This is a genomic window from Roseateles sp., assembly GCF_039929605.1.
Lineage (GTDB): Bacteria > Pseudomonadota > Gammaproteobacteria > Burkholderiales > Burkholderiaceae_C > Pelomonas.
The window spans coordinates 1-17,552 of record NZ_JBDSQX010000166.1 but is presented as its reverse complement, the minus strand read 5'-3'; the positions used below and the strand labels follow the sequence as shown (position 1 = coordinate 17,552).

Genomic DNA, 17,552 nt, shown 5'->3' with positions numbered 1-17,552 from the left:
GGGACGATTGCTTTGGACCTTGTCGGGCCGACTCCTAGACTGGCCCTTCACTTATGCGAACTCCTCTGGAGGCCACGATGTCCACCGAACCCAAGTGCCCGTTTTCGGGCAGCAAGACCCACCAGCCCACCTCCTCCAGCAGCCGGGGCAACCGCGACTGGTGGCCTAACCAGCTGAACGTGGCCATCCTCCACCAGCACTCGCCGCGCGCCAACCCGATGGGCACGGCCTTCGACTACAGCGAGGCCTTCAAGACGCTGGACCTCGACGCGGTCGTGCAGGACCTGCACGCGCTGATGACGGACTCGCAGGACTGGTGGCCGGCCGACTACGGCCACTACGGCCCCTTCTTCATCCGCATGGCCTGGCACGCCGCCGGCACCTATCGAACGGCCGATGGCCGCGGTGGCGCAGGCACCGGCGCGCAGCGCTTTGCGCCGCTGAACAGCTGGCCCGACAACGGCAATCTCGACAAGGCGCGCCGCCTGCTGTGGCCCATCAAGCAGAAGTACGGCAGCAAGATTTCCTGGGCCGACCTCGTCGTGCTGACCGGCAACGTCGCGCTGGAGTCCATGGGCTTCAAGACCTTCGGCTTTGCCGGTGGCCGCGCCGACATCTGGGAGCCCGAGGTCGACATCTACTGGGGCCCCGAGAGCGCCTGGCTGGCGACCAGCGACAAGCCGGGCGGCCGCTACAGCGGCGAGCGCGATCTGGCCAACCCGCTGGCCGCCGTGCAGATGGGCTTGATCTACGTGAACCCGGAAGGGCCGGACGGCAACCCCGACCCGGCGGCTTCGGCACGTGACGTGCGCGAGACCTTTGCCCGCATGGCGATGGACGACGAGGAGACCGTGGCGCTCGTGGCCGGCGGCCACACCTTCGGCAAGGCGCATGGCGCGGGCGACCCCAAGCATGTGGGCGCCGAGCCCGAGGGTGCGGACCTCATCGAGCAGGGCCTGGGCTGGTCCAACAGCTTCGAGACCGGCATCGCGGGTCACGTCATCACCAGCGGCCTGGAAGGCGCCTGGAAGCCCAACCCGACGACCTGGGACAACGGCTACTTCGACACGCTGTTCAGCTACGAATGGGAGCTGACCAAGAGCCCCGCCGGTGCGCAGCAATGGCGGCCCAAGGGCGGCGCGGGCAGCAACACCGTGGTGGACGCCCACGACCCCACCAAGCGCCATGCGCCGATGATGTCCACCGCCGACATGGCCCTGCGCGTGGACCCGGCCTACGAGGGGATTTCACGCCGCTTCCACGCCAACCCCGATCAGTTCGCCGACGCCTTCGCCCGCGCCTGGTTCAAGCTGACGCACCGCGACATGGGCCCGATCGAGCGCTACCTTGGCCCGCTGGTGCCGCAGGAAGAGCTGATCTGGCAGGACCGCGTGCCGCCGGTCGACCACCCGCTCGTCAACGAGCAGGACGTGGCCGCGCTGAAGGCGCAGGTGCTGGCTTCGGGCCTGAGCGTCTCCGAACTGGCCTCCACCGCCTGGGCCTCGGCCTCGACCTTCCGCGGCAGCGACAAGCGCGGTGGCGCCAACGGTGCGCGCATCCGCCTGGCGCCGCAGAAGGACTGGGCCGTCAACGAGCCGGCGCGGCTGGCCCAGGTGCTGACCAAGCTCGACGCCATCCAGCAGCAGTTCAACGGCGCGCAGAACGGCGGCAAGAAGATCTCGCTCGCCGACCTCATCGTGCTGGCCGGTGGCGCGGCCATCGAGGCGGCGGCGAAGCAGGCCGGCCAGAGCATCGACGTGCCCTTCGCGCCAGGCCGCACCGATGCTTCGCAAGCGCAGACCGACGTCGCCTCCTTCGCGGTGCTGGAACCCGTGGCCGACGGCTTCCGCAACTACCTCAAGCCGGGCGTGGATGGCGCCCTCGCAGCCGAACTGCTGCTCGACAAGGCTCACCTGCTCAACCTCAGCGCACCAGAGACGGCCGCGCTAATCGGTGGCCTGCGTGTGCTGGACACCAACTTCGGTCAATCGAAGCTGGGCGTGCTGACGACGCGGCCGGGCGCACTGACGCAGGACTTCTTCGTCAACCTGCTCGACATGCGTACCAAGTGGCGCCGTTCCGAGGCCTCAGCCGAGGTCATCGAAGGCTGCGACCGCAGCACGGGTGAGGTGAAGTGGACGGCCAGCGTGGTGGACCTGGTGTTCGGCTCCAACTCGCAGCTGCGCGCCATCGCCGAAGCCCTGGGCGCCAGCGATGCCAACGCCGCCTTCCTGCGCGACTTCGTCGCTGCCTGGGTCAAGGTGATGAACGCGGATCGCTTCGACCTGGTTTGATCGAGGGAGGAGACGGGCGCCAGAATGCCCGTCTCCAACTTTCACCAGGACGAGCGCATGACCACGCATCAAGGCAGCTGCCACTGCGGCCGCATCAAGTTCGAAGTCGATGGCGACATCGATTCCGGGTTGTCCTGCAACTGCTCCATCTGCCAACGCAAGGGCTCGCTGCTGTGGTTCGTGCCACGCACGTCGCTGCGGTTGCTCACGCCCGAGAGCGACATGGCCAGCTACACCTTCAACAAGCACGTCATCGAGCACCGCTTCTGCCCGACCTGCGGTATCCACCCCTATGGCGAAGGCAAGGCGCCGAATGGCGATGCGACGGCGGCGGTCAACATCCGCTGCATCGACGGCATCGACCTGGGCGCGGTGCCGGTGCATCACTACGACGGGCGCGCGAAGTAGCGGCTTCAGGCGGCCTTGAACCAACGGGTGATGGCCGCTCGAAGGCGCCGCCTGCCGTCCGCGTCAAGCGGCATGTCCGGTGCCCGGGCGAGCGCGTCGGCAGCCGACACATGGCCGTGCTGCAGCAGGGCGATGCAGAACAGCCGGTCCTTGTCGCGCCCCGCCGCAGCCTTTGACAGAAAGAGGTCGACGAGGTCGAGGCAATAGCCGACGCGGCCATTGGTCGCCACGTTCTGAACACGGTGCAGCCGCCGTTCTCAGCCGCTTGGCAGGACGGCCGTATCGGGGCCGACGCCTTGCGCGTAGTAACCGTAAGTCTCGTGGAACTGCGAGCCTTCGCCCAGTGCGCCGTCGATCTTGTCGGGCAATTCGGGCGCGGCCAGCGGGTAGATGTCGGCCTCGGCGGACATCGTGAACACGGCTTCCGGATTCGGGATGGCACCGAGGATGGATTGACTACCGACGATGACGAATTCGTACTGGTCCGTCACCGCGGCACTGGCGCGGATCAGATGCTCCAGTCCTTCGCGGGTCATGATTCAACTTGGCTCGGAGGTGGCGCCCAGCGTGACGCCCTTCTTGAGCTTGCCGACGTCGCTCAGCACGCGCTCGCGCACAGCGGCCGGCAACACGGTGATCAGCGGCGATGCCTGCCGCAGCTCCTGCGCGCGGCGGGTGCGGCTGAGCACCTTTCGCCAGCTCCGCCGCTCAAGGATGCGTTGCCACTCCTGCCACAGGGAGGTGGTGTTGGACACGCGGCCACCGAGCCAGCGTGCGAGCGTCGCCTGAGCCTGATCCACTAACTCGGGCCGCTCCCTTACGAGACGCACGGCCGCCTCATGCAGCGCCAGGCTTTGTAGGTCTTGCGCGTCGTGGCGGGCGGTGTCGGCGGTGACGCTAACCTGCACGATCGGACGAGTCCGCTTTGACCGTGCTGCGGCCGAGCCCGCCGGGGCTGCCTGCAGCGCGTCGCCCGCGAGCAAGGCCAGTTCGCCGCTGATGCCGAGCACGGACATGACGCGCAGGTAAGTGCCCAGCGACGGCCCCGGGTCGCCAGCCTCCACAGCCGCCAACGTCGTGCGCGAGATGCCTACCTGCTGCGCCATCTGCACCATGCCGAGCTTGTGAGCCTTGCGCAGCCGCCGCAGGCGCTCGCCGAACTGCAGCAGCAGCTGGCGCTCAAGTACAGCGGTGGTGGTCTCGGTCATTTGTCCAGAATATTAGTCATTATTTAAATAATTGACCAACATCCTGAACAAATTAAAAGTGCCTATCTGACCCAAGAAGCAGCCGCCATAGGCCGGCTTCTCCTCGCGCAGCAGCCATGGATCCGGCTTTGCCGGTCCATCGGCTGCGCCCCCTTGAGGGGGAGGCGCGTGAGCGCCTTCGGGGGTGGGCTCAATCCCACTTCCACTGCCAGATCAGATCCAACGCGTTGTCATCCCCGCTCTGCGCCCGCAAGGTGAAGCGCTGGGCGATGCGGTAGATGAGCTGCCAGGAGCCGGTCGTCGCGTTCAGGCTGCGCTCGTAGCCCACGTACCAGCGCCGCGAGATCTGCTTGCCCAGGCGGACGATGGTCGAGCGGGTGTCGCCATCACTCTGCGACAGCGACAGCTCGTCCAACCCCAGCTGGCGCAAGGCCTTGCCGGTGGCGCCTTCGCCCTCACCACTGAGCAGGGCCAGGGCGGCGCGCTGCAGCAGCGCCGTGTCGGTGCGGCCCAGGCCGTCGGGTTCGCGGCCGAGCAGCAGCCAGGAGAGCTTGTCGGTGTCGCTCATCTCCGGCGCCGAGTACAGGCTGATGCGCGGCGCCAGCGCCGTGCCGCCGACGTGGACGCCCACACGCACGTCGAGGTTAGGCCGCACGGCCAGCAGGTCCAGAGACGGGTTGTCCAGCGAGCCGGTGAAGCTGATGTCGCCGCGCTCGATCTCCAGCTTCTGGCCATAGGCGGCGTACTGGCCGCCGTCGGCGTCGAGCTTGCCGGTCACGCGCAGCAGGCCATCGCTTTTTTGCGTGATCTGCAACTGGCCGCGCAGCGTCGTCGACAGCCCGCGGCCGCGCACCTTGAAGTCGCGGCCGAAGTCCAGCGCCAGGTTGACCTGCGTGTTGCGCGGGGGCTTGGGTGCCGGAGCAAGGGTGGTGTCCACGTTGCGCGAGCTGCGCAGCACGGTCACGTCGGCGGCCAGCGACGGCGCGTCGCCGCGCGTGAAGTCGAACAGGCCCTCGTCGGCGCGCAGCTTGCCGGCGAGCTGCAGGCCCTTGTCGTCGAAGTCGAGCGTGGCCTCGCCGCTGGCGACGATGCGGCGGTCCACGCGCGACAGCACGCGCATCTTGTCGGCCTTGATCTCGATGTGGGCGCTGGGCTTGGCGCCCAGCTCGGCGCGGCCGGTGGCGCGCAGCCAGCCGTCACCGGCCCGGGCCTCCAGCTGGGTCAGCTCGGCCTTCTGGCCCTTGAGGTCGAGCGTGAAGCGGCCTTCGGTCACGTCCACCCCGTAGAGCAGATGCCGCAGCGCGAGGCCCTCGCCCTCGGCGCGGCCGGTCAGGTCGGGGCCGCCGAGCTTGCCGCTGATCTGCATGGTGGCCGACGCGCGGCCGCCCAGGCGCCAGCCGGCGGGCACCCAGCGGCCCCAGGTGGCGAGGTCGGCCACGTTGGCCTGCAGCACACCGTCGACGGGCGTGCTGGCGTCGGGCCAGAGCTTGGCCGGGCGCATCGTCACGGCACCGCCGAAGCTGCCCAGTTCCTTGCCGGCCAGGCCTTGCGCGAACTGCCAGACGCCGTCCTTCACATTCAGCGCCACGCGCAGGTCGGTCAGGCCCAGGGGTCGGGTGCCTAACTCGTCCGTCACGCGCAAGTCGCCGCTCTGGCGATCCAGCAGCACGTCGGCCGTCAGCTTGTCGGTGAGCAGCAGCGAGGCGTGGCCGGTGATTCGCAGATCGCCGCCCCAGCCGAAGTCGGGTTGCCAGCGCGCCAGCAGTGGCGCCACGGTGAGGTCGTCCAGCAGCAGGTCGGCGCGCGCCTCGGGCCGCTCGCCGCCGCGCCAGCTCAGGGCCTGCCAGCGCACCAGGGCGCCGCCCACCTCGGCACCGCCGGGCTCGGCAGTGACTTGCAGGCCGGTGTCGGCCAGGGCCACGCGCAGGCTGATGTTGCTGGCCACCAGCGTGGCCGGGGTGTTGGGGCGCAGCGGTGCGATGTCCAGCTTGGCGATGCGGCCGGCCCAGGCCTGGCCGTCCCAGCCGCCCTGTGCCTGCAGCGTGGCACCGAGGTTGTAGTCCTGATCACCGCGCGGCACGCGGCCGGCCAGCTGCAGCTTCAGCTCGTGGGCGCTGCGCCGGCCCTGCAGGTCCAGCTTGACGAGCTTCAGCTGCGTCTGGCTGTCGCCCACGCCGCCTGCCTCCAGTTGCAAGGACAGTGGCGCGTCGCCGTTTGTGTCCAATCCTGTGCCAGGCGCCGGCAGTGCCCAGCGGGCCTTGGCGCTGTCCACCGAGATGCCGTTAGCGCTGAGACCCTTCAGCGTCGCGTTGCCGCTGCCACCCAGCTGCCAGACCGTCGCGGGCATGGTCTTGGGTGTGAGCTTGCCCAGCGACGCCGGCTTGACGCGCAGCAGCTGGAGGTTGCCGTCGCCCTCTGCTTGGCCGGCGATGGGGCTCTGGCTGAACAGGGCCAGCAGCGGGTTCAGCTCGGCCAGCTTGGGGGCCTGCAGCTTGAGTTGGGTGGTCACGGTGTCGGGCTGAGCCGCGCCGTTGGCCTGCACGCGGTTCTGGCCGAGGCGCGCGTCGACATCGAAGGCGGCGGGGTCGGCTGCGCGTGCGCGCTTGACGCTGAACTGGCCTTGCAGCGGCAGCCCGGCGAACTGGCTCGGCAGCACGCGTGCGTCGGCGCTGCCGGCCAGGTTGTCCAGCGCGTTGCCGCGCAGGTCGAGCTGCGCGTCGGCGTTGAGCCGGGTGGCGCCCGGCAGGCGGGCCCAGGCCGAGCCCGCTTCACCGCGCCACAGCAGGCGCGGGTCGAACTGGCGCACTTGCGCCTTGAGCTTGGCGGCGGGCAGCCCGGCGTTCGGCACCTCGACGCTGCCGCTGGCCTGCAGTTCGGCCTCGCCGCTGGTGAGCCGCGCGTCCTCGATCTGCCAGCTGCTGCCTTGCTCGTGCAGGCGGCCCTGCACGCGGGCCTGCACGCGCAGCGGGCGTTGCTCCAGCGTGCCGCGCAGGTCGAGCTTGGCGGCGATGGGCAGGTTGGGGCCACCGGACAGCGCCAGCGGCCCGTCCAGCCGCGCGGGCGTGGCGCGGGCGTCCAGCAGTTCGGGGCGCAGGCCTTGCACGCGGGCGTCGAGCTGCCAGCGGCCGTCGTTCGCGCGCTGGCCCTTGCCCTGCACGCGCGCACCGCCGTTGAGCTCGGCGTCCAGCGTCGTCAGGCGCAGGCTGGTGAGTTGGTCGGGCCGGCCAGCCAGCGCGAGCTTGAGCTGCTTGACGGGCAGAGCGCCCTGGTCCCAGCGGCCGGCGGCGGCGTTGCGCAGCTCGGCTTGCAGCGTCGCCTCGGCATTGAGCGCCGGGGCGTTGAGCTTGGCGGTGCCGGTCAGCGACGTGCGCGGCAGGCCGGGCATGACGGCGGCCAGGTCGAACTTGTCGGCCTGCAGTTGCAGCGCGTTGACGGGCCAGGGCGAGAACGGCTGCACCTGGCCTTCAACCTTGAGCGTCTGGTGAGCCGCCGCCAGTTCGGCCTTGGCACTGAGCTTGGCCAGCGGCCCACGCGCGGCGGCGACGGCCAGCCAGGGCAGGTCGGTGGCTTCGTTCTGTTGTACGGTTAGCGTCCCCTCGGTCTGCATAGGCGCGGCTGATTCGATCTTTGCGTCGCCGGCCAGCAGCAGGTGCTGCCAGCGCGCGCCGGTCAGCTTGATGTGATGGGTGCCCCGGCGCGGCAGGTCGATCTCGGCGGCCAGGTTCAGCAGCGGCGGCTGGTCGGGCGACCAGCTCAGCTTGCCGATCTGCAGCTTGGCGATGCTGACACCCAGCGGCAAGCTCAGGTCGAGCGGCGGCACCAGCGGGCTGGTGCTGGGCTGCGTGCGGATGAGGACTTCATCCACCGACAGCTCGCTCGCGGCCAGCACGCCCGCGCTGGGGCTCACACCCAGGCCGGACCAGCGCAGCCCGCGCAACTCGGCCTCGCCGCCGGCCCACTTCAGCAGCAGCCGCTTCGCGCGGAAATCGCCTATCAGCGAGCCCTCGGGCGCCTCAAGCTGCACACCCGGAAGGTGAGCCAGCACCCAGGCGCCGCCGGACTCGCTGCGCAGCAGCCAGGCGAGGAAGGCCGCGACGATGACGACCAGCACCGCGAGACCGATCAGCGTGTTGCGCAGGATGCGCACGGAGCGCCTCACAGCGTGATACCCACGGAGAAGTGCAGCCGCCACTTGCCGGTTTCCTGCGCCCGCGCCACGTCCACCCGCAGCGGGCCGACCGGGCTGCGAAAGCGCACGCCAGCGCCATAGCCCAGCACGGGGCGGAACTCCTGCCAGCGCGACGCGGCATTGCCGGCGTCGACAAAAACGGCGCCCCACAGTGCGGGGAAGCTGGCGATGATGGGCCGCGCAATCTCCAGGCTGCCGGTGGCCATGACGCGGCCGCCCACGGTCAGGCCGTTCTCCACTGGCCCGAGGCTGCGGTAGGCGTAGCCGCGCACGGACTCGTCGCCGCCGGCCAGGAAGAGCAGCTTCTCGGGCACGCCGACCGACTCACGCACGAGCACCTGGGCGACCTCGACACGCGCCGACCCGAACCAGCCGCCGAAGGGCTTGTAGACGCCGAGCTTGAGTTGCATGCGGCCGAACGGCCCGCTGTCGTCGCTGCCGCCGCCGCGCGCCTGGCCCAGGCCCACGAGCAGCAGGCCCTGGTGGCCATCGGTCGGCAGCAGCGTGCTGTCCAGCCGGCGGCGAATCCATTGCTGGTTGATGGACACGGCCAGGTTGGTGTTGACCTCGCTGCCGGCCGTCTCGCGGGCGCGCAGCAGCTCGACATAGCTCAGCCGGTCGTCACGTGTGGATTCATAGATGCGCCCCAGGCGCAGGCCGAGGTTGGTGGCGATGGTGTCGCCGCTGCGGTCCTGCTCGAACTGCAGCGACGCCAGGTTGCGCTTCAGGTCGGGCTGGGGGTGGGAGCTGAGCTCCAGCTCCACGCCGCGCAGGTCGCGGCTGAACTGCAGCTTGGAGCGCGCCCGCACGCCAAGGCCGAAGGGTTGGCGGTGCAGGTGCTCGACGCTGATGCTCTGGCCGTTGTTGGCGTGATAGCCCACCGCCACCGTGGCCTGTTGCAGGGCCGATTCGGTCAACGTCACGAGCACGGGGCTGGTGCCGTCGGCCTCCACCACCTCGGACTGCAGCTGCACGCGCGCGCCGTCGAAGAGCTGGGTCTTGGCCAGCCGCTCCTGGAACTCGGCAAGCTGCTGCTCGGTGTAGGCATCGCCGCGCTTGAAGCCGGTGAGGCGCTCGACGGTCTGGCGGCTGTGGTGCTTCAGGCCCTCGATGCGCAGCTCGCCGAAGCGGGCGCGGTTGCCGCTGGCGAGCACGAGGCGCAGCTCGGCGGTCTGCGTGTCGGCATCGACGCGCGCGGCCGTCTCGCCCCAGCGCGCCAGCGGAAAGCCGTCGGCGCGCACGCGCAGCAGCAGGTCGTTCTTGGCGGAGGCCCAGTAGCCTTGCGTGAAGGGGTCGCCTTCCTCCAGCGACCAGGCCTTGCGCAGGCTGTCGCGCTGTGCCTTGGCGTCGTCGGCGGCGAGGCCTTCCTGGAAGTCCAGCTCGATCTTGGTCACGCGCGTGCGCGGCCCGGGCGTGGCGATCAGGCGCAACCGCGAAGCGTCGTCGGCTTGACGCTCGACCTTGGCCGTCGCGCTGAAGTAGCCCATGGTCTCCAGCAGCGTCGCGGCCTGGGCCGGCGCGGCTGCCGCCAGGCGGGCCAGCTCCACGCGGCTCAGCGCCGCCTCGCTGGCACGGTAGCGGGCGATGTCCAGGTGCTGCTGCAGCAGGTCGCGCAGCCGGTTGTCGCGGTAGTCGTCTTCCACCTCGATGTCGAGGCTGTAGACGGCCGGGGCGTCGGCGGGCACGTCGGGTGCGGGGACGGGCTCGGGTGCTGGGGGCTTGGTCGCGCAGCCACTGCCCAGGGCCGCCACGAGCAGCAATGAAAGGAGAGGTCTCATTTACTCAGGAGCCGCATCGCGCCTTCAAGGCCGGAGAGGGTCAACGGGAACATGCGCTGCTGCATCAGCTGCTGGACGAGCGCGATGCTCTGCCGGTACTGCCAGACGCCTTGTGGCTCGGGGTTGATCCATGCGTATTTGGGGAAGGCGTGGGTGAGGCGCTGCAGCCATTCGGCGCCGGCCTCGTCGTTGTTGTATTCGACGCTGCCGCCGGCCTGCAGGATCTCGTAAGGGCTCATCGTCGCGTCGCCGACAAAGATCAGCTTGTAGTCACGGTTGTACTTGCGGATCAGGTCGAAGGTGTTGAGCTTCTCCGCGAATCGGCGCCGGTTGTTCTTCCAGACGAAGTCGTAGACGCAGTTGTGGAAGTAATAGAACTCCAGGTGCTTGAACTCGGTCTTGGCGGCGCTGAAGAGTTCTTCCACGCGGCTCACGTGCTCGTCCATCGTGCCGCCCACGTCCATCAGCAGCAGCACCTTGACCTTGTTGTGGCGCTCGGGCTGCATGCGGATGTCCAGCATGCCGGCGTTGGCGGCCGTGCCGTGGATGGTGCCGTCCAGGTCGAGCTCAAGGTCTGACCACTCGCGGGCAAAGCGGCGCAGCCGGCGCAGGGCGACCTTGATGTTGCGCGTGCCGAGCTCCAGCCCATCGTCGTAGTCGCGGTAGGCGCGCTGCTCCCAGACCTTCACTGCGCTCTTGCCGCCGCCCTGGCCACCGATGCGGATGCCCTGCGGGTTGTAGCCGCCGTTGCCGAAGGGGCTGGTGCCGCCGGTCCCTATCCAGCGGTTACCGCCTTCGTGGCGCTCCTTCTGTTCCTCGAAACGCTTCTTGAGCGTCTCCATCAGCTCGTCCCAGCCCATCTTCTCGACGGCGGCCTTCTGCTCGGGCGTCAGGTTCAGCTCCAGGTTCTTCTTCAGCCAGTCCAGCGGCACCTCGGCGGTGAAGTCGGTCAGCATCTCCACGCCCCTGAAGTAGGCGGCGAAGGCGCGGTCGAACTTGTCGTACTGCGTCTCGTCCTTGACGAGGCAGGCGCGGGCCAGCGTGTAGAAGTCGTCGATGCTGGCCACGCCGCCGTCCTCGGGCGAGGCGATGACGCCGGCCTGCAGGGCTTCCAGCAGCGTCAGGTACTCCGGGACGGTGACCTTGAGCTTGGCGGCGCGCAGTGTGTAGAAGAACTGGATCAGCATGGCCCGGTGATTATGAAAGGCAAGCGGCGCTCGGGCTGTGTGCAGCGGTTAGTGTTTTGAGGGCGCGAAGCGTGCCAGCCACGCAAAGAACTCGCCGTACCAGAGCCGGCTGTTGCGGGGCTTGAGCACCCAGTGGTTCTCGTCGGGGAACCACACGAGGCGCGCCGGCACGTCGAGCGACTTCAGCGTGTTGTAGTAGGCCAGGCCCTGCGCGTCGGGCACGCGGTAGTCCATCGCGCCGTGGATGACGAGGGTGGGCGTGTTGAAGTGCTGCGCAAAGGCGTGCGGGCTCTGCGCGGCGACCTTGGCGGGGTCATCCCAGTAAGCGGCGCCCAGTTCCTTGCGGTGCCAGCTGTAGGCGTCGTCGGCGTACATGGCCTGCCAGTCGTAGCAGCCCGCATGGCAGACATAGGCCTGGTAGCGCCCCGGCTTCACGTGGCCATTCATCCACGCCACCATGTAGCCGCCGTAGCTGCCGCCTGTGGCGACGATGCGCTTCCTGTCCACCCAGCGTTTTTGCAGCAGCCAGTCGGTGCCGGCCTCGACGTCCTGCAGCTCGTACTCGCCCCAGTGGCCGGTGATGCAGTCCAGGAACTCATGCCCGAAGCTGGAGGAGCCGTGGTAGTTCACGCAGGCCACGACGTAGCTCTGGCCCGCGAACACCTGGTGGTTCCAGCGCCAATGCCAGCTGTCGCCGAAGGCGGTGTGCGGGCCGCCGTGGATGACGTGCATGACTGGCCACTTTTTCTTCGGGTCGAAATTCGGCGGGTAGATCAGCCACATCTGCACGTCGTCGCCGCGCGCGCCGGTGATCGTCACTTCCTCATGGCGGCCGAAGCTGTGGGCGGCGAGACGCTCGTCGTTGAGTGATTCCATGCGCCGCAGGCCATCAACGTCCAGCACGGACAACCGCGGCGGGAACTGCACGCCGTCGTGGTTGACAACCGTGAAGCCCGCAGCCAGGGCGAAGCTGCCGACGTGGCCACCCTCGAAGACGAGGTCCGCCCGGCAGTCGCCCAGCGCGAACTGCCACAGGTGGCGCCGGCCCCGGTCCTCGGCGGCGAACAGCACGGCCTGGTCGTCCTCGGCCCAGCGCAGCGGCGCGCTGACCTCGTGGACCCAGTCGCCGCTGAACACGGCCCAGTTGCCGCGCTGGTCCAGCACGGCGAGCCGGTCGGGCTGGTTGTGGCCCAGCGCCTGGTGGCTGGCGAGGAAGGCGAGATGAGCGCCGGAGTGGCTGTAGCGCGGCGCGGCGAACTGCCAGGCGCCGTCCTGCAGCAGCGTCTGCACGCGGCGCGTCCGCACGTCGATCTCGGCCAGCGCGTAGCGGTTGTCTAGCTTCTTCTCTGCCGCCGTGTCGAAGGCGAAGGCGATGCGGCGGCCATCGGGCGCGATGTCGAAACTGTTCACGTCCGGCTCGGCGCGGCTCAGCTCCAGCGCCGTGCCCTCGAACAGATCGCGCGCCTTGCCCGTGCCCACGTCCATCACATGCAGATGCGGCACGCGGCCCATCGGGATGTGGTGGTCCCAGAAGCGGTAGAGCGCCTCGTCGGTGACGTAGGCCGTTTCCATGCGGGCCTTGAAGTCGCGCAGCGCCTGGCCTTGCTCGGCTGCTTTGCGATCAGGCCAGACCCAGCTCACGAAGGCGATGCGCCGACCATCGGAGAACCACTTGAACGCCTCGACCCCGGTGGGCACCGAGCCAACGCGCCGCGCCTCGCCGCCGTCCGGCGCGATGACGTAGAGCTGCGGCTCTTCATCGTGCTCGCCGCCTTGATCGCGCTTGGCCGTGAAGGCGATCAGCTCGCCCGTCGGGCTCCACTGTGGGTTGCCGTCCTTCTCGCCGGCCTCGGTCAACCGGCGTGGTTCGCCGCCCAGCGTCGAGAACAGCCACAGGCTGCTCTGCGCCTTGTTGCTATCCATCGAATGGCGGGTGACGGCGGCCACGGCCTGGGAGCCATCGGGGCAGAGGCTGGGCTCGCCGATGCGATCCAAGGCCCAGAGTGCATCGACATCGAAGGCCTTGGTCTTGTCGTTCATGTTCGCTGTCGGCTCAGTTGCCAATTTAGGTGCGCCTTGACCTCGGGCCATTCGCCCATGGTCAGGCTGTACATCACGGTGTCGCGCACAGTGCCGTCACGGCGCAGTGCGTGGTGGCGCAGCACGCCGTCGCGCTTGGCGCCCAGGCGCTCGATGGCGCGCTGCGAGGCGTGGTTGAAGTTGTCGGTGCGCCAGCCCACGAGCTTTGCGCCCAGTGTTTCGAAGGCGTGGGTCAGCAGCAGCAGCTTGGCGGTCGTGTTGACGGCGCTGCGCTGCACGCGCTGGGCGTACCAGGTGTAGCCGATCTCGACGCGCTCGACGGCCGGCACGATGTCGTGATAGCTGGTCGAGCCCAGCACGTCGCCGGTGGCGGCGTCCAGCACGGCGAAGGGCAGGCGGTGGCCTGCTGCCTGGCCGGCCAGCGCCGTCTCGACGTAGCCGACCGTCTCGTCCGGCGCGGGCACGCTGGTGAAGCGCAGGTTCCACAGTTCGCCGTCTGCGGCGGCCGCCTGCAGGCCGGGCACATGGCCCAGCGTGAGGGGCAAGAGGCGCAGCGGCCCGGCGGCCAGCGTGACCGGTTCGACGGTCCTCAAGGCCTGTCTTTCAGCATCACCCGCCGCGCCGCCCAGCGGCCCACGCCGCAGCCGACGACGATGAGCACCAGCGCGCCCATCTGCTGCGCATTCCAGTCCGTGCTGGCGATGAAGTCCACGCCCAGCAGCCGCCCGAGGCCCCAGCCGGCCAGTGCGCCGCCGACGAAGCCGATGGCATCGGCCAATCCCTCGCGCAAGGCGCGGTCAAAGTCTTGAGCCATCAGCGGTTGTTCTTTTGCATGAAAACGAGTTTCTCGAAGAGGGTCAGGTCCTGCTCGTTCTTCAACAGCGCGCCCACCAGTGGCGGGATGCTGACCTTGTCGTCCTTGGCCTGCAGCGCGTCCACCGGCACGTCCTCGGCCACCAGCAGCTTGAGCCAGTCGATCAGCTCCGAGGTGCTGGGCTTCTTCTTCAGGCCGGGCAGGTTGCGCACGTCGTAGAAGTTCTTCAGTGCGGCAGCGAGCAGGTCCTTCTTCAACGTCGGGAAATGCACGTCGACGATCTTCTGCATCGTCGCGGCATCCGGGAACTTGATGTAGTGGAAGAAGCAGCGTCGCAGGAAGGCGTCCGGCAGCTCCTTCTCGTTGTTGGACGTGATGAAGACGAGCGGGCGGTGCTTGGCCTTGATGAGCTGGCGCGTCTCGTAGACGTAGAACTCCATGCGGTCGATCTCGCGCAGCAGGTCGTTCGGGAACTCGATGTCGGCCTTGTCGATCTCGTCGATGAGCAGCACCACCGGGTGATCAGCCTCGAAGGCCTGCCAGAGCACACCTTTAACGATGTAGTTCTCGATGTGGCGTACGCGGTCGCTGCCCTCGATGCCGGCAAGCTGGCTGTCGCGCAGCCGGCTGACGGCGTCGTACTCGTACAGGCCCTGCTGTGCCTTGGTCGTGCTCTTGATATGCCACTGCATCAGCGGCATGCCAAGCGCCTGCGCCACTTCCTCGGCCAGCATGGTTTTGCCGGTGCCGGGTTCGCCCTTGATGAGCAGTGGCCGCTGCAGGGTGGCTGCAGCGTTCACGGCCAGCTTCAAGTCGGCGGTGGCAACGTATTGGTCGGAACCTTGGAATTTCATGGGGAAAACCGGGGCTGGAGGGAGTCCGATTCAGTATAGGAGGCCTCCTATAATCGCCGCCGCTACTAGAACCCGACATCCTCCGAGACATGAAAAAACTGCTGCAGATCTCGCTTGCCCTGGCCGCCGCATTCGGTGGCGTTGCCGCCCAGGCGCAGGATGCGCGCGCGGGCGAGAAGAAGATCGCGATGTGCATCGGCTGCCATGGCATCGTCGGCTACCAGGCCAGCTTCCCCGAAATCCACAAGGTGCCGATGATCGCGGGCCAGAACGCGAAATACATCGTCTCGGCACTGACGGCCTATGCCAAGGGCGAGCGCAAGCACCCGACGATGGGCGGCATCGCCGGCTCGCTGAGCGAGCAGGACATGGCCGACGTTGCCGCCTTCTACGAGCAGCAGGCCAAGCTGCCGGCCGTCGCCGAGAGCATTCCCGCCGCGCCGGCCAACGTCGCCGAGCTGCTGACCAAGGGCGCCTGCATCTCCTGCCACGGCGCCAACTTCAGCAAGCCCATCGATCCGAGCTACCCCAAGCTCGCCGGCCAGCATGCCGACTACCTGAGCGTCGCGCTCAAGTCGTACAAGATCGAGAAAAACGCCAACGTCGGCCGCAGCAATGGCGTCATGGCGGGCCAGGTCAAGCAGTTCAGCAATGCCGAGCTGAAGGCCATTGCCAACTACATCAGCACGCTGCCGACCGAACTGGCCACGGTGCCGCAAAGCAAGTTCCGCTGAGCGGGCCCGCAGCCCCTGCCGACAAGCCGCCCATCGAGGCGGCTTTTTTGTGCCCGTGCTCAAAGCGTGCAGGGCTGCACAGTGGCGGCGCGGGCTGGCATAGATACTCGGCGTTACACGGACGACGCGGTCATGTTGAAGAAGATCCCGACCACCGAGGTGAGGCTGGGTATGTATCTCCAGGCGATGGAGGGCGCATGGCTTTCGCATCCGTTCTGGAAGACCAAGTTCGTGCTGACGGACCCCGCCGACCTGGCGGCGTTGCAGGCCAGCGGTGTGTCGACGGTCTGGATCGACGTCAGCGCGGGTGCCGACGTGGCTGTCGTCGAGCCCGCCAAGCCAAGCCCCATCATGGTCGCGCCGGCCGCTGCGCCGGTGCGCGCGCCGCCGCCACCGCGCGTCAGCATGGAGGCCGAACTGGACCGCGCGAGCCAGGTGCTGGGCCGCGCCAAGGTGGCCGTCACGGCCTTGTTCGGCGAGGCGCGGCTGGGCAAGGCCATCGACAGCGAGGTCTGCCTGCCCATCGTCGACGACGTGACCTCGTCCCTCGCGCGCAACCCCTCCGCCTTCGTCAGCCTCGCCCGGCTCAAGGACAGGGACGACTACACCTATATGCATTCGGTCGCCGTCTGCGGCCTGATGGTGGCCCTGGGCCGCCACATGGGCCTGCCGGACGCCGAGGTGCGCGAGGCCGGGCTGGCCGGCCTGCTGCATGACGTGGGCAAGATGCAGATGCCGCTGGCGGTGCTGAACAAGCCCGGGGCGCTGACCGATGCCGAGTTCACCGTGATGCGGACCCACCCCGAGCGTGGCTTCGATCTGATCAAGGACGGTTCCAAGGTGCCCGCGTCGGCGCTGGACGTCTGCCTGCATCACCACGAGAAGATCGATGGCACCGGCTACCCGCACAAGCTGGCCGGTGACCAGATCAGCCTGTTCGCTCGCATGGGCGCCGTCTGCGACGTTTACGACGCCATCACCTCGACACGCCCCTACAAGAACGCCTGGGACCCGGCCGGCTCGCTGCAGCGCATGTCGCAGTGGAAGGGCCAGTTCGACCCGGTCATCTTCCAGGCCTTCGTGAAGAGCGTCGGCATCTACCCGACGGGCACACTGGTGCGCCTGCAGTCCGGCCGCCTGGCCGTGGTGGTGGACCAGAACCCCGCGTCGCTGGTGGCGCCACGGGTCAAGGTGTTCTATTCCACCAAGGCCGGCATGCCGATTCCGGTGCAGATGTTGGACCTGTCGGCCGCCGGCATCACCGAGCGCATCGTCGGCCGCGAGCCGCCGGAGAACTGGAACTTCCCGCACCTGGAAGAACTTTGGAATCCCAACGCGAAAAGGTGATGAGGGCCTGTTGACACTGCGGAAATAGGCCGCCCGGGCCCATCGCCAGCGAGGTCGCGGCGATTGCCGTCGCCTTGGTGTGAGCCCGCATCAATGCGAATGGCGGGCCGCGTGATCGGGCGCTGCTGCGGCAGTGACTGGCCGTTAGGATGAAAGCTCGGTTTTCGCAGCCATGCACCGAGCCACGCTTCAAAGGAAATGGAATAGCCATGCGCAAGGAACCCTGGGTGAACGCTCTCGCCGCCACCTTCTGTTTGCTCTCGGCCTGCTCGACCAGCGCCCAGCAAGCCCGCCCGGCGAATCTGGAGCGCGTGGAGGTGGCCGGCAAGAAGAGTGAGGTCTCCAGGTGGTTCCGGGCCGAGAGCCAGCGCTTCGTCGTGTACTCCGACGCCGGGGAAGAAGACGTCGCCCAGCTGCTGGACAACCTGGAGAAGCTTGACCATGTGCTGCGCCTGTACACCCGGCCTAACCATCAAACCAAGGGCAAGGCCGAGCAGCAGGAACCGAAACTGACGCTTTACTTTCACAGCCGTGCCTCGGACCTGGGTGAGGTCGATGCCAGCATGCCGCTCGATGCCGTCGGCCTGTACAGCAGTTGCGCCTCCGGCGTTCAGGGATTCGGCGTGCATCTGGAGCGCATCCCCAACCTCGCCGACGAGCAGCTCGACAAGTCACCGCTGAACAACACCCTGTCGTATG

General features: G+C 68.3%; 15 protein-coding genes. 5 read left to right on the top strand and 10 right to left on the bottom strand.

Going from position 1 to position 17,552, the window contains the following annotated elements; translation table 11 throughout:
* The first annotated feature begins 77 nt into the window (after positions 1 to 77).
* Positions 78 to 2,294, top strand: a complete 2,217-nt coding sequence (gene katG, locus ABIS05_RS22305; RefSeq protein WP_348012957.1) for a catalase/peroxidase HPI — start codon at positions 78 to 80, stop codon at positions 2,292 to 2,294.
* Positions 2,295 to 2,351: 57 nt separating this feature from the next.
* The gene (locus ABIS05_RS22300) at positions 2,352 to 2,702 is read left to right on the top strand and encodes a GFA family protein (protein ID WP_348012956.1); all 351 of its coding nucleotides are present in this window, start codon (positions 2,352 to 2,354) and stop codon (positions 2,700 to 2,702) included.
* A gap of 5 nt (positions 2,703 to 2,707) precedes the next feature.
* Here ABIS05_RS22300 and ABIS05_RS22295 read toward each other — a convergent pair whose 3' ends face one another.
* The 10 genes from ABIS05_RS22295 to ABIS05_RS22250 all read right to left on the bottom strand — a co-directional run bounded on the left by ABIS05_RS22295 (position 2,708) and on the right by ABIS05_RS22250 (position 14,772).
* The gene (locus ABIS05_RS22295) at positions 2,708 to 2,932 is read right to left on the bottom strand and encodes a hypothetical protein (protein WP_348012955.1); all 225 of its coding nucleotides are present in this window, start codon (positions 2,930 to 2,932) and stop codon (positions 2,708 to 2,710) included.
* 27 nt (positions 2,933 to 2,959) lie between these two features.
* Positions 2,960 to 3,238, bottom strand: a complete 279-nt coding sequence (locus ABIS05_RS22290; RefSeq protein WP_348012954.1) for a hypothetical protein — start codon at positions 3,236 to 3,238, stop codon at positions 2,960 to 2,962.
* 3 nt (positions 3,239 to 3,241) lie between these two features.
* Positions 3,242 to 3,910, bottom strand: coding sequence for a helix-turn-helix transcriptional regulator (locus ABIS05_RS22285; protein WP_348012953.1), 669 nt, complete (start codon positions 3,908 to 3,910; stop codon positions 3,242 to 3,244).
* A gap of 190 nt (positions 3,911 to 4,100) precedes the next feature.
* Positions 4,101 to 8,069 carry a translocation/assembly module TamB domain-containing protein gene (locus tag ABIS05_RS22280; RefSeq protein WP_348012952.1) on the bottom strand — a complete coding sequence of 1,323 codons (3,969 nt, stop codon included), beginning with the start codon at positions 8,067 to 8,069 and terminating at the stop codon, positions 4,101 to 4,103.
* A complete protein-coding gene (locus tag ABIS05_RS22275) occupies positions 8,066 to 9,877 on the bottom strand; it encodes a BamA/TamA family outer membrane protein (RefSeq protein WP_348012951.1) in 1,812 nt (603 codons plus the stop codon). Before ABIS05_RS22275 ends, ABIS05_RS22280 begins: the two co-directional genes overlap by 4 nt.
* On the bottom strand, positions 9,874 to 11,064 hold the full coding sequence (locus tag ABIS05_RS22270; RefSeq protein ID WP_348012950.1) for a hypothetical protein: 1,191 nt from the start codon (positions 11,062 to 11,064) through the stop codon (positions 9,874 to 9,876). The genes ABIS05_RS22275 and ABIS05_RS22270 overlap by 4 nt, the downstream gene beginning before the upstream one ends.
* A gap of 48 nt (positions 11,065 to 11,112) precedes the next feature.
* Positions 11,113 to 13,104, bottom strand: coding sequence for a S9 family peptidase (locus tag ABIS05_RS22265; RefSeq protein ID WP_348012949.1), 1,992 nt, complete (start codon positions 13,102 to 13,104; stop codon positions 11,113 to 11,115).
* A complete protein-coding gene (locus tag ABIS05_RS22260; protein WP_348012948.1) occupies positions 13,101 to 13,697 on the bottom strand; it encodes a GNAT family N-acetyltransferase in 597 nt (198 codons plus the stop codon). The genes ABIS05_RS22265 and ABIS05_RS22260 overlap by 4 nt, the downstream gene beginning before the upstream one ends.
* The gene (locus ABIS05_RS22255; RefSeq protein ID WP_348012947.1) at positions 13,694 to 13,918 is read right to left on the bottom strand and encodes a hypothetical protein; all 225 of its coding nucleotides are present in this window, start codon (positions 13,916 to 13,918) and stop codon (positions 13,694 to 13,696) included. Before ABIS05_RS22255 ends, ABIS05_RS22260 begins: the two co-directional genes overlap by 4 nt.
* Positions 13,918 to 14,772, bottom strand: a complete 855-nt coding sequence (locus ABIS05_RS22250; protein ID WP_348012946.1) for a MoxR family ATPase — start codon at positions 14,770 to 14,772, stop codon at positions 13,918 to 13,920. The genes ABIS05_RS22255 and ABIS05_RS22250 overlap by 1 nt, the downstream gene beginning before the upstream one ends.
* An 89-nt stretch (positions 14,773 to 14,861) precedes the next feature.
* Here ABIS05_RS22250 and ABIS05_RS22245 point away from each other — a divergent pair, with 89 nt between their 5' ends.
* From ABIS05_RS22245 to ABIS05_RS22235, 3 genes are all read left to right on the top strand, one after another.
* Positions 14,862 to 15,506 carry a c-type cytochrome gene (locus ABIS05_RS22245; RefSeq protein ID WP_348012945.1) on the top strand — a complete coding sequence of 215 codons (645 nt, stop codon included), beginning with the start codon at positions 14,862 to 14,864 and terminating at the stop codon, positions 15,504 to 15,506.
* Between the two features lie 132 nt (positions 15,507 to 15,638).
* Positions 15,639 to 16,853, top strand: coding sequence for an HD-GYP domain-containing protein (locus tag ABIS05_RS22240; RefSeq protein ID WP_348012944.1), 1,215 nt, complete (start codon positions 15,639 to 15,641; stop codon positions 16,851 to 16,853).
* A 209-nt stretch (positions 16,854 to 17,062) separates the two neighbouring features.
* The coding region (locus ABIS05_RS22235; protein WP_348012943.1) for a hypothetical protein at positions 17,063 to 17,552 on the top strand (490 nt) is incomplete at its 3' end.

What these genes read in the sequence shown, in the direction of transcription:
- ABIS05_RS22265 (WP_348012949.1), bottom strand. Translation starts at nt 13,104, where the DNA reads ATGAACGACAAGACCAAGGCCTTCGATGTCGATGCACTCTGGGCCTTG.
- ABIS05_RS22275 (WP_348012951.1), bottom strand. Translation starts at nt 9,877, where the DNA reads ATGAGACCTCTCCTTTCATTGCTGCTCGTGGCGGCCCTGGGCAGTGGC.
- ABIS05_RS22240 (WP_348012944.1), top strand. Translation starts at nt 15,639, where the DNA reads ATGTTGAAGAAGATCCCGACCACCGAGGTGAGGCTGGGTATGTATCTC.
- ABIS05_RS22255 (WP_348012947.1), bottom strand. Translation starts at nt 13,918, where the DNA reads ATGGCTCAAGACTTTGACCGCGCCTTGCGCGAGGGATTGGCCGATGCC.
- ABIS05_RS22290 (WP_348012954.1), bottom strand. Translation starts at nt 3,238, where the DNA reads ATGACCCGCGAAGGACTGGAGCATCTGATCCGCGCCAGTGCCGCGGTG.
- ABIS05_RS22245 (WP_348012945.1), top strand. Translation starts at nt 14,862, where the DNA reads ATGAAAAAACTGCTGCAGATCTCGCTTGCCCTGGCCGCCGCATTCGGT.
- ABIS05_RS22270 (WP_348012950.1), bottom strand. Translation starts at nt 11,064, where the DNA reads ATGCTGATCCAGTTCTTCTACACACTGCGCGCCGCCAAGCTCAAGGTC.
- ABIS05_RS22285 (WP_348012953.1), bottom strand. Translation starts at nt 3,910, where the DNA reads ATGACCGAGACCACCACCGCTGTACTTGAGCGCCAGCTGCTGCTGCAG.
- ABIS05_RS22300 (WP_348012956.1), top strand. Translation starts at nt 2,352, where the DNA reads ATGACCACGCATCAAGGCAGCTGCCACTGCGGCCGCATCAAGTTCGAA.
- ABIS05_RS22250 (WP_348012946.1), bottom strand. Translation starts at nt 14,772, where the DNA reads ATGAAATTCCAAGGTTCCGACCAATACGTTGCCACCGCCGACTTGAAG.
- katG (WP_348012957.1), top strand. Translation starts at nt 78, where the DNA reads ATGTCCACCGAACCCAAGTGCCCGTTTTCGGGCAGCAAGACCCACCAG.